Origin of the sequence: Streptomyces goshikiensis (assembly GCF_014650555.1) — a bacterium.
Lineage (GTDB): Bacteria > Actinomycetota > Actinomycetes > Streptomycetales > Streptomycetaceae > Streptomyces > Streptomyces goshikiensis.
Genome location: NZ_BMVE01000002.1, coordinates 130,144 through 143,130, shown reverse-complemented (window position 1 = coordinate 143,130; position 12,987 = coordinate 130,144). Strand labels below are relative to the sequence as shown.

Sequence of the window (12,987 nt, the reverse complement as noted above, 5' to 3'; positions counted from 1 at the left end):
GGCCTCTCAGTCGCAGTCGCGACAGATCGGCTGACCGTTCTTCTCGCGGGCCAGCTGGCTGCGGTGGTGCACCAGGAAGCAGCTCATGCAGGTGAACTCATCGGCCTGCTTGGGCAGGACCCGGACGGCCAGCTCCTCGTTGGAGAGGTCCGCTCCCGGAAGTTCCATTCCTTCCGCCGAGTCGAAGTCGTCGACGTCGACGACCGAGGACGACTTCTCGTTGCGCCGGGCCTTCAGCTCTTCAATGCTGTCGTTGTCGACGTCGTCGTCGGTCTTGCGTGGGGTGTCGTAGTCCGTTGCCATTGTTCGCTCTCCCCCTCTGGGATTTAGCGGTGTCTCAGCGCACGTAACGCGCGAGAGGCCGGACTTGTGCCCGACCTGAGGCGGAGATTTTGCCTCACATCAAGGTCTGTTACTCAATCGACACCCAGCCGCACGCCCGAAGGAGCAATTGGCTGGGATGACGACCGGGACCGTACACGGTCCGGGGGCCGTCCTGCACAAACGCCACCCCGTGTATTTCCCGCCATCCGGGGTACCGGAAACCCGGACTTCCCGGGCGTTCCGGCCCTCTTGGGGTCACAGAACGCACATGACCCAACACTGGGCCATGTGATCGATCACACAGATACCACTGTCTCGCCGATCGGACCGTTCAGCCAACAGCGAACGGTCCGACGGCCTGGTCACACGGGCAACGTGACGCGCATCACGAGACCACCACCCTCGCGGGGCGTCGCCTGGATGCGGCCGCCGTGGGCGCGCGCCACGGAGCGCGCGATCGACAGACCGAGCCCCACACCCTTGTCACTGCCCGTTCGCTCCGTACGCAGCCGCCTGAAGGGCTCGAACAGGTTGTCCACCTCGTACGCGGGAACCACGGGACCCGTGTTCGACACCAGCAGCACCGCGTGGCCGTGCTGGACCTCGGTGGTGACCTCCACCCAGCCGCCCTCCGGCACGTTGTACCGGACGGCGTTCTGCACCAGGTTGAGCGCGATCCGCTCCAGCAGCACGCCATTGCCCTGGACGACGGCCGGCGCGCACTCGCCCCGGATCTCCACGCCCTTCGTCTCGGCCTCCCCGCGCGCCTGGTCCAGGGCGCGCGAGGCGACCTCCGCCAGGTCCACGGGTTTGCGCTCGACGATCTGGTTGTCGCTGCGCGCCAGCAGCAGCAGGCCCTCGACCAGCTGCTCGCTGCGCTCGTTGGTGGCCAGCAGCGTCTTGCCCAGCTGCTGGAGTTCCACCGGCGCCCCGGGATCGGAGAGGTGCACCTCCAGCAGCGTGCGGTTGATCGCCAGCGGCGTGCGCAGCTCGTGCGAGGCGTTGGCCACGAATCTCTGCTGGGCCGTGAAGGCCCGCTCCAGCCGGTCGAGCATCTCGTCGAAGGTGTCCGCGAGCTCCTTGAGCTCGTCGTCCGGCCCGTCGAGCTCGATGCGCCGGGTCAGGTCGGAGCCGACCACCCGCCGGGCGGTACGGGTGATCTTGCCGAGCGGAGAGAGCACCCGGCCGGCCATCGCGTACCCGAAGGCGAAGGCGATGACGCTGAGGCCGAGCAGCGCCATCAGCGACCGGCTGAGCAGGTCGTCCAGGGCGTGCTTGCGCTGGTCCAGGATGCATGCCTGTATGGCCGCGTTGAACTGGTCGAGCGACTGGTCCGTGCCCACGCCGGAACAGGTGGGGCTGGAGACCTCGACCTTCTGCCCGCTGACGCTGACGATCTTGAACGGCAGGGCGTTGCCCTCGCGCAGCGCCTGCGCGGCCAGCAGGTAGATGATCGACAGCAGCAGGATGCCGGCGATCAGGAACATCCCGCCGTACAGCAGCGTGAGGCGTATCCGGATCGTCGGCCGCAGCCAAGGGAAAGGACCCTCGGGCTGGCCGGGGTCCCAGGTCGGTTTCGGTGGCGCCGCCGGCGGCGCCGGGGTGGCGGCCATCGCCGTCAGATCCGGTATCCGGAACCGGGGACCGTCACGATGACGGGCGGCTCGCCGAGCTTGCGGCGCAGGGTCATCACCGTCACGCGCACCACGTTGGTGAACGGGTCGGTGTTCTCGTCCCAGGCCTTCTCCAGCAGCTGTTCGGCGGAGACCACGGTCCCCTCGCTGCGCATGAGCACCTCCAGCACCGCGAACTCCTTCGGCGCCAGCTGCACCTCCTTGCCCTCGCGGAACACCTCGCGCCGGTTCGGGTCCAGCTTGATGCCGGCCCGCTCCAGTACGGGCGGCAGCGCCACGGTCGTACGCCGCCCCAGGGCGCGCACGCGGGCGGTCAGCTCGGTGAAGGCGAAGGGCTTGGGCAGGTAGTCGTCGGCGCCGAGCTCCAGCCCCTCCACCCGGTCGCTCACATCGCCGGAGGCCGTCAGCATCAGCACCCGCGTGGGCATGCCGAGCTCGACGATCCTGCGGCAGACGTCGTCACCGTGCACGAGCGGGAGGTCCCGGTCGAGCACGACCACGTCGTAGTCGTTTACCCCGACGCGCTCCAGAGCTGCGGCGCCGTCGTACACGACGTCCACGGCCATGGCCTCCCGGCGCAGTCCGGTGGCCACCGCATCGGCGAGCAGCTGCTCGTCCTCGACGACGAGTACGCGCACGTCGTTTCCTTCCTTCGAGCCCTGGTGGGCACACGTGTATTGCGCGTCCATCCTGCCGGTTTCGGCCGTAAACCGGCTGTAAGACGCCGCTCCGTCCACTTCCATGACACGGAAGTGAGGATTCCCTGTCCTCACGAGGTTTCTGCGCCCAGGGTGCAGGGGAGGACGTCATCACCCCAACCACTCCCTGACGGCGGACGGCCTCGTGCCGGCCCGCCGCGACCCACGCAGAGGGGGCGCACCCATGGACGCATTCACCGCGGGTCTCCTGCAGCGCATCAGGAACACGCAGTCGGACCTCGAGCAGGCCCGCCAGACGGGCGACGACTACCTCGCGGACGTGGAGCAGGCGGAGCTGGAAGACCTCCAGCGCCTCGCTGCCGAGCACGGCGTACCCGTGTCCGTTCCGGCCTGCTGAACACCCACACCTCACAGACGGTACGGAACCCCGGCAGCCCGACAGGGCGGCCGGGGTTCCCTCACGTCCGGGCACCGGCGCGGTCCGGCGGCGGGGCCGGCGGGCCCGGCCGTCAGTCGTGCCAGGCCCCGAGTTCCTCCAGCATCGGCTGGAGCGAGGCGAACACCGCCGGGGTCGCGGCCAGCGCGAGCTCGCCCGAGGCGGGCTGCCCCGGCCGGCCGCCCGTCAGGGCCCCGGCCTCCCGAGCGATCAGCTCGCCCGCCGCCAGGTCCCAGGGGTTCAGCCCCCGCTCGTAGTACCCGTCCAGCCGCCCGGCGGCCACGTCGCACAGGTCCAGCGCCGCCGACCCGCCGCGCCGGATGTCGCGCACCACCGGGATGACGCGCGCCACGACCTCCGCCTGGTGCGCCCGCCGCTCCTGGAGGTACCCGAAGCCGGTGCCCAGCAGCGCCTGGTCCAGCGGCGCGGCCGCCCGGCAGGCCAGCCGGGTCCCGCCCAGCCACGCCCCGCCGCCCAGCACCGCGTGGTACGTCTCCCCGCGCATCGGGGCCGCCACCACCCCGGCGACGGTCTCGCCCCGGTACTCGGCGGCGACGGACACGCTCCAGCTCGGGAGCCCGTAGAGGTAGTTCACGGTGCCGTCCAGCGGGTCCACGACCCACCGGACGCCGCTCGTGCCCGGGCTGTCCGCGCCCTCCTCGCCGAGCAGCCCGTCCTGCGGACGCCGCTCCGCGATCAGGCCGGTGATCAGCTTCTCGGCCGCGATGTCCATCTCGGTCACCACGTCGATCGGGCTGGACTTGGTCGCCGCCACCGCCAGGTCCGCCGGCCGCCCGTCCCGCAGCAGCTCTCCCGCCTGCCGGGCGGCGTCCAGGCCCACGGCCAGCAGTTCGGCCTTCAGTTCCTCAGAGATCACGATCTGTTCCACTCCCTACGCGTACGGACTGTCCACGCCCGCGGCCGCCGGCCGCGGCGCCCGGGCGGGGCAGCAGCCCACGGGGCACACGTGGTGGCTCGGGCCCAGCATGCCCACCCAGCACGCCTCGGTCGCCTCCCCGCGCTCCTCGGCGGCCCGTTCCAGGACGAGTTCCCGTACCGCCTCCACGAACGCCGGGTCCGCGCCGACCGTGGCCGAGCGGGCGACCGGGAGGCCGAGCTCCGCCGCCTTCGCCGTGGCCTCCGTGTCGAGGTCGTAGAGGACCTCCATGTGGTCGGAGACGAAGCCGATGGGCACCATGACCACCGCGGGTGCCCCCGCGCCGTGCAGCGCCTCCAGGTGGTCGCAGATGTCCGGCTCCAGCCACGGGATGTGCGGGGCGCCGCTGCGGGACTGGTAGACGAGCTCCCAGGGGTGCTCGCGCCCGGTCCGGGCGGCCACCTCGGCCGCGATCACCCGGGCGACGTCGAGGTGCTGCTTGACGTACGCGCCGCCCTCGCCGTCCGCGGTGTGGTCGGGGACCGGCCCGGAGGTGTCGGCGGCCGCGGTCGGGATGGAGTGCGTGCTGAACGCGAGGTGCGCGCCGTCGCGCACGTCCTCGGGCAGCGCGGCCAGCGCCGCGAGGACGCCCTCGGTCATCGGCCCCGTGAACCCGGGGTGGTTGAAGTAGTGCCGCAGCTTGTCCACGCGCGGCGGCTCCACGCCCTCGGCGGCCAGCGTCGCCAGCGCGTCGGCGAGGTTCTCCCGGTACTGGCGGCAGCCCGAGTACGAGGCGTAGGCGCTGGTCGCGAGCACCGCGATCCGGCGGTGGCCGTCGCGGGCCATCTCCCGCATCGTGTCGGTCAGGTACGGGGCCCAGTTGCGGTTGCCCCAGTAGACGGGCAGGTCCAGCCCGTGCTTCGCGAAGTCCTCGCGCAGCGCCGCCAGCAGCCGCCGGTTCTGCTCGTTGATGGGGCTGACCCCGCCGAAGCCGAAGTAGTGCTGCCCCACCTCCTTGAGGCGCTCGCGCGGGATCCCGCGCCCGCGCGTGACGTTCTCCAGGAAGGGCACGACGTCGTCGGGTCCCTCGGGGCCGCCGAAGGACAGCAGCAGGAGGGCGTCGTAGGGGGCGGCGGAGCCGGCGTCGGGGGCGCGGAGCTGGTCTGACATGCCCCGAATCCTGCCACCAGGCGCCCGGGCCGGGTGAACGGACCCGGCCCCTCCCACACCGGGAATGACAGGTAAGGTAACCCTAAGTTCCTGTCGGTGTTTCCCCGTGCGGGCGCCTTGTCGGCAGACGTAACCTGTGTGAGCCAATCACGTCCCTTACGGAGGGCACCTTGCCCAGTCCCTACCGCGCGATCTTCGCGACCCCCGGCACCAAGGGGTTCACGGCTGCCGGCCTGATAGGCCGGATGCCGCTGTCCATGGTGGGCATCGGTGTCCTCACGATGATCACCGAGCTGGGCGGCAGCTACGCCCTCGCCGGGGCGATCACCGCCACCATCGCGCTCTCCGCCGCCGCCGTCGGCCCCCAGGTCTCCCGGCTGGTCGACGAACACGGGCAGCGGCGGGTACTGCGTCCGGCCACCCTGACGGCGGCCGCCGCGGTGACCGGCCTGCTGGTCTCGGCGGCCAACGACTGGCCGAGCTGGACCCTGTTCGTCTTCGCCGTCGTCGCCGGGTGCGTGCCCAGCGTCGGCTCGATGGTCCGGGCCCGCTGGACGGCCCTGTTCCGCGACACCCCCCAGCTGCACACGGCCTACTCGTTCGAGTCGATCGTTGACGAGCTCTGCTTCATCGTCGGCCCGCCCCTCGCCGCGACGCTCTCGGCCGGCTGGTTCCCCGAGGCCGGACCGGTGGTCGCCCTCGTCTGCCTGGTGACGGGCGTGTGGTGGCTGACCGCGCTCACCGCCACCGAGCCGAAGCCGCATCCGCGGCACGAGAACCCGGACCGCTCCTCGGCGCTGCGCTCCCCCGGCCTGCAGGTTCTGGTGGCCACCTTCGTCGCCACCGGCGCGATCTTCGGTTCCGTGGACGTGGCCACCCTGGCCCTCGCCGGGGAACACGGCGACAAGTCCCTGGGCGGCGTCTTCCTCGCGGTGTGGGCGTTCGGCTCCTGTCTCGCGGGCATCGTCTTCGGCCTGCTGCACTTCAAGGGCAAGGCCGAACCTCGCTGGGTACTGGGCATCAGTGCGATGGCCGTGAGTATGATCCCCCTCCTACTGGCCGGGAACCTTCCGTTTCTGGCCGTGGCGCTCTTCGTCTCGGGCCTCGCCATCGCTCCCACGATGATCACCACGATGGCCCTGATCGAGGCGCACGTACCTCACGCGAAGCTGACCGAGGGCATGACCTGGATCAGCACCGGCCTCGCGGTCGGCATCGCGATCGGTTCCTCCGTGACCGGCTGGGTCGTAGACGCCGCCGGCGCGCAGAACGGGTACGTCGTCTCCCTCACGGCGGGGTGCACCGCGGCCGCGGTGGCGTTCGCGGGATACCGCCGGCTGACGAGGCCGGCGCAAGGGGAGGAGCCAGCTAGCGATGGGGACGGCGACAGCAGGGAAATCAGGTCGGGGGACACCGGCCGCGTGGCGTAACTGGGCGGGCAACGTCACCGCCGCGCCCGCCCGCGTGGTGACCCCGACCTCGGTCGGGGAGCTCCAGGACGTGGTCCGCCGGGCCGCCGAGGACGGGCTGCGGGTGAAGGCGGTCGGCACCGGCCACTCCTTCACCGCGGCCGCCGCCACCGACGGGGTGCTCGTACGCCCCCAGGCGCTCTCGGGGATACAGGCGATCGACCGGGAGGCCGGCACCGTCACGGTGGCGGCGGGCACGGTACTGAAGGACCTCAACCTGGCCCTGGCCCGGGAGGGCCTCTCGCTCACCAACATGGGCGACATCATGGAGCAGACGGTCTCCGGCGCCACCAGCACCGGAACCCACGGCACCGGCCGGGACTCGGCCTCCATCGCCGCCCAGATCCGCGCCCTGGACCTGGTCACGGCGGACGGCCGGCTGCTGAACTGCTCGGAGAAGGGGACCGACGAGGAGCGCGAGGTCTTCGCCGCGGCCCGGCTCGGCATAGGAGCGCTCGGCATCGTCACGGCCCTCACCTTCGCCGTGGAGCCGCTCTTCCTCCTGACCGCCCGTGAGGAGCCGATGGCCTTCGACCGGGTGACCGCCGAGTTCGACGAGCACGTCACGGAGAACGAGCACTTCGAGTTCTACTGGTTCCCGCACACCGGCAACTGCAACACCAAGCGCAACAACCGCAGCCAGGGCCCGGCCGCCCCGCCCGGCGCGGTCAGCTCCTGGGTCGAGGACGAGCTGCTCTCCAACGGCATCTTCCAGGCCGTCAACTCACTGGGCCGCGCGGTCCCGGCGGCCATCCCCGCCATCGCCCGGGTCGCCAGCCGCGCCCTGTCGGCGCGCACCTACACGGACATCCCGTACAAGGTGTTCACCAGCCCGCGCCGGGTGCGGTTCGTGGAGATGGAGTACGCCCTTCCGCGCGAGCGCGTCGTCGAGGCGCTGCGGGAGCTGAAGCGGCTGGTCGACGGCTCGGACCTGCGGATCAGCTTCCCGGTCGAGGTACGGACGGCTCCGGCGGACGACATCCCGCTGTCGACGGCCTCGGGGCGCGAGACGGCGTACATCGCCGTGCACATGTACAGGGGCACCCCGTACCAGGCCTACTTCACGGCGGCCGAGCTGATCTTCACCGCGCACGGCGGGCGTCCGCACTGGGGCAAGGTGCACACCCGGGACGCGGAGTACCTCGCCGGCGCGTACCCGCGCTTCGGCGAGTTCACCGCGCTGCGGGACCGGCTGGACCCGGAGCGGCTGTTCGGCAACGACTACCTGCGGCGCGTCCTCGGGGCCTGAGCCCGCGCTTCCTGAGCCCCGGTCAGGAGGAGCTCCGGGGAGCCGGGGCGGGCGCGGACCCGGGCGGGGTCTGCTTCGGCTTCGGTTCCGGGTCCGCGCCCGGGCTCGGCTTCTGGCCGGTGTCCGGGTCCGCGTCCTGTGACGGGGCCGGTGTCGAGGGGCTCGGCTTCGGCGGGGCCGGCGGCTCCCCGGAGCCGGAGGGGCTCGGTCCGGGACCCGGGCTCCGGTCCCCGGGCGAGGGCGAAGGACTCGGGGAGCCCCCGGGCCCCGGGGTCGCCCCGCCCTTCCCGTCCCGGTCCCCGCCGCCCCGCCGCTCCTGCCGCTCGCGCTCCGGGGCGTCGGATCCGGGGTCCGGCCGGGCGTCGGGGGCCTTGCGGGTGCCGGCGGAGAAGATGGTCCCGCCGTCCTTGCTGACCGAGGTCCCGGCGGCGGCCTCGTACGCCCCGAGGCCGCCGATCGCGATGGCGAAAGCAGCCCCGGAGGCCACGGCGGTGCGCTTCCAGCCCCGCACCCGGGTGCCGTGCACGGTGGCCGCGCCGAACTCCCCGTCACCCTGCCCGCCGTTCTCGCCGTCACTCTTCCCGTCGTTCTTTCCGTCGTCCTTTCCGGGGAGCGGCGCCTGACGGACCCTGGGCCGGGCGGTCTCGCGCAGCTGGTCGCCGGTGCGGCGGAAGAAGTGCTGGATGACGGGGCCGCCCGCGGTGGCGACCACGCTCACCACGCCGGCGCCGAGGATGGTCCCGTAGACGCCCAGCTTCGAGGCGAGCAGGGCGGCCGCGACGGTCGCGAGCGAGGTGCCCGCGACCTGAGCCACGCTCAGATCCAGCTTCTTGCCCGTGTTGTTCGCATCAGAGGCATCTCCGAACGCTTCGATGCCCTGCGTCGCCTTCTGCCCCATCCCCAACCTCTGCCCGTCCGTGACCACCGCTTACAGCAGTTACTGACAGGTGAGCGAAACGGATAGTTCCATTTCTGGGGATTCTGTGAAGCAAGACACCCGAAAACGGGCGCGCCCGCAGCTCCGGGCCGATCCGGGGCAGATTCAGGGCAGGCCAACTCCCGCCGCCGGAGACAAGTTCGGCGGCGCGGCGGTCCACCCAGGTGGCCCGAATGGAGTACTGTGGCGAGCCCTGGGGCCGTCCTTCCTTTCGGATGTCCGGACTCGGGAGAGGGGGCCGGACGATGGAGAAACGGCACTCGATACCGGCGATGCCGCGGTGTTGCACGGGTTCCTGCTGCGCACAGTAATCGTTCGGTCACTGTGCGTGCCCAACAGGTAACCGTGCCATAACGGCGATCAAGGGCGCATGCCCGACACGCCGGTTTAACTCGGCAAGGTTGTGGCAGGCTGCACCCGGGCAGGCCACACTCGACTAGCGGAAGCAGCGACGCACGTGACGTCGGCAGGCACCACCCGGGAGGTCCCCATGCCCGAACTGCGTGTCGTGGCCGTCTCAAATGACGGCACACGACTGGTGCTCAAGGCTGCGGACAGCACGGAGTACACGCTTCCGATCGACGAGCGGCTTCGGGCTGCCGTACGCAACGATCGCGCACGCCTGAACCAGATCGAGATCGAGGTGGAGAGCCACCTCCGCCCCCGCGACATCCAGGCCCGCATACGAGCCGGTGCCTCCGCGGAGGAGGTCGCCCAGCTCGCGGGCATCCCCGTCGACCGCGTACGCCGCTTCGAGGGCCCGGTCCTCGCCGAGCGCGCGTTCATGGCGGAGCGGGCTCGCAAGACGCCCGTGCGCCGCCCCGGCGAGAACACCGGACCGCAGCTCGGCGAGGCCGTACAGGAACGGCTGACGCTGCGCGGGGTCGACAAGGAATCCGTGCAGTGGGACTCCTGGCGCCGCGACGACGGCACGTGGGAAGTCCTGCTGGTCTACCGGGTCGTGGGCGAGACGCACTCGGCGAGCTGGTCGTACGATCCGCCGCGCCGGCTGGTCGTCGCCGTGGACGACGAGGCCCGCTCGCTGATCGGTGAGTCGGACGACCTGCCCGCGACGCCGGAGCCGAGCTTCCCGTTCGTGCCGAGGATCGCGCGCCTGCCGCGCGACCGGCCGCTGGACCGAGCCCTCGACCGCCAGATGGAGCGCCACCAGTTGGAGCGCCCCGCGCCGCCGCCGGAGCCGGAGGAGGAGCGGGACACGCTGACGAGCCTGCTGGAAGCGGTACCGAGCTTCCGCGGCGACCTGGTCGTCCCGGAACGCCCCGACGAGCCGGCCGAGGAGCCGGAGGCGGAGGAGCCCCCGGCGGCGTCGGCGGGAGCCGGTGCGGCGTACGCCGATGTCCTGATGCCCCGTACGGTCGCGGGCCACCGCGACCGCCTGACGGGCACCACGGACCGCCAGGCCGAAGCCGACGGCGTCCGCCCGGGCCGCCGCGCGGCAGTCCCCAGCTGGGACGAAATCGTCTTCGGCACCCGCCGCAAAAAACAGGAATAACCCGCCCACGGAGCCACACCCAGCCCCGCCACCACATCCGGCCTTCGCCAACCCATGAGGCGCGGGGCACATCCAGCCCCGCCGGCGTTTGAGGCGCGGGGCACATCCAGCCCCGCCGGCGTTTGAGGCGCGGGGTCTGGGGCGGAGCCCCAGGTGCCCGCCGGGGCACCCCGGCCCGCGCCCGCCCCAGCCCCGCCGACTCGCGGGCCAGGGCGGCCCGGTGGCGACGGCCCGGCCGCTACCGCGGAAGCGGACCGGTCGCGACCGGGCGGTCCGGGTCCGAGGACCACTCCGACCAGCTGCCCGCGTACAGCGCGGCCGCGACCCCGGCCACCTCCAGCGCGAGCACCTCGTGCGCACCGGAGACCCCCGACCCGCAGTACACCCCGACCGGGCGGCCGCCGTCCTCGGCCGTCACCCCCAGCCCCGCGAACCGCGCCCGCAGCTCCGCGCCCGGGAGGAACCGCCCGTCCGGGCCCACGTTCTCCGTCGTCGGCGCCGACACCGCCCCCGGGATGTGCCCGCCGACCCGGTCGATCGGCTCGACCTCGCCCCGGTACCGCTCCCCCGCCCGCGCGTCCAGCAGGACGCCCTCACGGGCCAGCGCCGCCGCCCCGTCCGCGTCCAGCAGCCCCAATCCGCCCGGAGTTGGCTTGAAATCGCCCTCCGCAGGAGACACCGCGTCGGCGGACACCGCGCCGCCCGCCGCCGTCCACGCGGCCAGGCCCCCGTCCAGCACCCGCACCTCCGCGTGCCCCGTCCAGCGCAACAGCCACCACGCGCGCGCCGCCGCCCACCCGAGTCCGCCGTCGTACACGACGACCGGCGCCCCCGCCGAGACCCCGGCCCGCCGCACCACCGCCCCGAACGCCTCCGGTTCCGGCAGCGGGTGCCGGCCCCCCGACCCCGCCGGACCGGCCAGTTCGCGGTCGAGGTCGACGTACACCGCGCCGGGGATGTGCCCGGCCTCGTAGGCGGGGCGCTGGTCGGGCCCGCCGAGCTGCCAGCGGATGTCCAGGAGCACCGGCGGCCGCGGGCCGGCCAGTTCGCTCATCAGTTCGGAAGCCGAGAGGATCGCAGTCATGGGCCCATCTTCTCCCCCACCCGCATCCCCCGTGACAAGCGGGACGTCCCCGCCCCGCACCGATTCGGTCATCTCCCCCCGCACCGCGTGAACCCGGCCCGGTCGGGGCGCGCCGGGCGTCCCGGAGTGCAAGCATCACTGCGGGACACGCGCTACGACGGAGGAGACGCCTGACATGACCGAGGCTTCGGAAGCGACGCGGCGCCCGCCCGGCACGCCGTGCTGGGTGAGCCTGATGGTGCACAGTCTCGGGTCCACCGAGGAGTTCTACACCGACCTCTTCGGCTGGGAGTACGAACCCGGCCCCGAGCAGCTCGGCCCGTACGTCCAGGCCGTGCTCGACGGCCGCGAGGTCGCCGGCATCGGCGAGATGCCGCCGGACCGGGACCTTCCGGTGGCCTGGACGACGTACCTCGCGACGGACGACGCGGACGCCACCGCCGAGTCGATCCGCTCCTGCGGCGGCACCGTCGCGGTGGGCCCGCTGGACGCCGGCATCGCGGGCCGGGTGGCGATCTGCTCCGACCCGCTGGGCGCGATCTTCGGGATCTGGCAGGCCCAGACGCACATGGGCACCCGGCTGCACGGTCTGCCGGGCACCCCGGTGTGGAACGAGCTCATCACCCAGGACACCACGACGGTGCGCAAGTTCTACGAGCACGTCTTCGGCCACGAGGGCCAGGCCCACCCCGAGGCGTCCGAGGAGTTCGACCACGTGACCCTGCGCCTGCAGGGCCGGCCGGTGGCCGCCGTGCACGGCGTCGGCCGCTCGCTGCCGCACGACCGGGGCCCGCACTGGATGACGTACTTCGAGGTCGCGGACACCGACGGGGCCGCCGCCCGCGTCGAACTGCTCGGCGGCAGCGTGCTCCAGCCGCCCCACGAGGGCCCGGGCGGCCGCCTGGCCACGGTCGCGGACCCGGAGGGAGCGGTGTTCACCATCATCCGCACCACCCCCTGACGCGGCTCCCGCGCGTCAGACGTGGTTGACCGGGAGGACGTCCGGGGAGAGGGCGCCGGCGCGGGCCGCGGCCGAGGTCAGGCGGCGGCGGTGGTGGCGGCGGCAGAGGACCTCGTAGCCGATCTCCTCCGCCGGGCGGTTCACGTCGCCGACGACGACCTGCTCGCCCTCGACCACCATCTCCCCGCCCACCGTACGGGCGTTGTGGGTGGCGCGGGCTCCGCACCAGCACAGGGCCTCGACCTGGAGCTGCTCGATGCGGTCCGCCAGCTCGATCAGACGCTGGGAGCCCGGGAAGAGCTTGGTGCGGAAGTCGGTGGTGATGCCGAACGCGAAGACGTCCATGTCCAGGTCGTCGACGATGCGGGCCAGCTGGTCGATCTGGTCGGGGGCCAGGAACTGGGCCTCGTCGACGATCACGTAGTCGGCCCTGCCGCCCTGGGAGAGCTGCGCCACGAGGTAGGCGTACAGGTCCATGCCCTCGCCGGCCTCGACCGCCTCCGTCACCAGGCCGAGGCGGGAGGACAGCTTGCCCTCGCCCGCCCGGTCGTCCCGGGTGAAGATCACGCCCTGGAGCCCCCGCGCCGACCGGTTGTGGCCGATCTGGAGGGCCAACGTACTCTTCCCGCAGTCCATCGTGCCGGAGAAAAACACCAATTCGGGCATGGAGAGAA

At 72.4% G+C, this 12,987-nt stretch carries 13 protein-coding genes; 5 read left to right on the top strand and 8 right to left on the bottom strand.

The window, feature by feature from the left end; genetic code table 11:
- Positions 1–6: 6 nt before the first annotated feature.
- The 3 genes from IE248_RS06085 to IE248_RS06075 form a co-directional block, all read right to left on the bottom strand.
- On the bottom strand, positions 7–303 hold the full coding sequence (locus IE248_RS06085; protein ID WP_008741351.1) for a DUF4193 domain-containing protein: 297 nt from the start codon (positions 301–303) through the stop codon (positions 7–9).
- 383 nt (positions 304–686) lie between these two features.
- Positions 687–1,937, bottom strand: coding sequence for a sensor histidine kinase (locus IE248_RS06080; RefSeq protein WP_008741352.1), 1,251 nt, complete (start codon positions 1,935–1,937; stop codon positions 687–689).
- A 5-nt stretch (positions 1,938–1,942) separates the two neighbouring features.
- Entirely contained in the window at positions 1,943–2,596 is a 654-nt protein-coding gene (locus IE248_RS06075) for a response regulator transcription factor (RefSeq protein WP_008741353.1), read from the bottom strand.
- A 244-nt stretch (positions 2,597–2,840) separates the two neighbouring features.
- On the opposite strand from IE248_RS06075, the gene IE248_RS06070 reads away from it, so the two are divergent.
- Positions 2,841–3,014 (top strand): hypothetical protein, encoded by a 174-nt coding sequence (locus tag IE248_RS06070; RefSeq protein WP_164496477.1) that lies wholly within the window; start codon positions 2,841–2,843, stop codon positions 3,012–3,014.
- A gap of 112 nt (positions 3,015–3,126) precedes the next feature.
- Here IE248_RS06070 and IE248_RS06065 read toward each other — a convergent pair whose 3' ends face one another.
- Complete coding sequence (locus IE248_RS06065) at positions 3,127–3,930, bottom strand: inositol monophosphatase family protein (protein ID WP_373301477.1); 804 nt, start codon at positions 3,928–3,930, stop codon at positions 3,127–3,129.
- Positions 3,931–3,945: 15 nt separating this feature from the next.
- Positions 3,946–5,100, bottom strand: a complete 1,155-nt coding sequence (locus IE248_RS06060) for a ferrochelatase (protein WP_073796376.1) — start codon at positions 5,098–5,100, stop codon at positions 3,946–3,948.
- Positions 5,101–5,270: 170 nt separating this feature from the next.
- On the opposite strand from IE248_RS06060, the gene IE248_RS06055 reads away from it, so the two are divergent.
- Together IE248_RS06055 and IE248_RS06050 are read left to right on the top strand one after the other, a co-directional pair.
- On the top strand, positions 5,271–6,530 hold the full coding sequence (locus IE248_RS06055) for an MFS transporter (protein WP_037793099.1): 1,260 nt from the start codon (positions 5,271–5,273) through the stop codon (positions 6,528–6,530).
- Positions 6,475–7,818 (top strand): D-arabinono-1,4-lactone oxidase, encoded by a 1,344-nt coding sequence (locus IE248_RS06050; protein WP_190030120.1) that lies wholly within the window; start codon positions 6,475–6,477, stop codon positions 7,816–7,818. Before IE248_RS06055 ends, IE248_RS06050 begins: the two co-directional genes overlap by 56 nt.
- 22 nt (positions 7,819–7,840) lie before the next feature.
- Here the strand turns inward: IE248_RS06050 and IE248_RS38120 are convergent, their stop codons facing one another.
- On the bottom strand, positions 7,841–8,716 hold the full coding sequence (locus IE248_RS38120; protein WP_267896604.1) for a hypothetical protein: 876 nt from the start codon (positions 8,714–8,716) through the stop codon (positions 7,841–7,843).
- A gap of 529 nt (positions 8,717–9,245) precedes the next feature.
- Here IE248_RS38120 and sepH point away from each other — a divergent pair.
- Positions 9,246–10,268: a septation protein SepH gene (gene sepH / locus IE248_RS06040; protein WP_073796373.1), complete on the top strand. Its 1,023-nt coding sequence runs from the start codon at positions 9,246–9,248 to the stop codon at positions 10,266–10,268.
- A 238-nt stretch (positions 10,269–10,506) separates the two neighbouring features.
- Here the strand turns inward: sepH and IE248_RS06035 are convergent, their stop codons facing one another.
- Positions 10,507–11,352 carry a sulfurtransferase gene (locus IE248_RS06035; protein ID WP_190030119.1) on the bottom strand — a complete coding sequence of 282 codons (846 nt, stop codon included), beginning with the start codon at positions 11,350–11,352 and terminating at the stop codon, positions 10,507–10,509.
- A 175-nt stretch (positions 11,353–11,527) separates the two neighbouring features.
- Between IE248_RS06035 and IE248_RS06030 the strand changes: the two genes are divergently transcribed.
- Positions 11,528–12,313 (top strand): VOC family protein, encoded by a 786-nt coding sequence (locus IE248_RS06030; protein ID WP_190030118.1) that lies wholly within the window; start codon positions 11,528–11,530, stop codon positions 12,311–12,313.
- 15 nt (positions 12,314–12,328) lie between these two features.
- Here the strand turns inward: IE248_RS06030 and IE248_RS06025 are convergent, their stop codons facing one another.
- Entirely contained in the window at positions 12,329–12,979 is a 651-nt protein-coding gene (locus IE248_RS06025; protein ID WP_008741364.1) for a thymidine kinase, read from the bottom strand.
- Between the last annotated feature and the right edge of the window lie 8 nt (positions 12,980–12,987).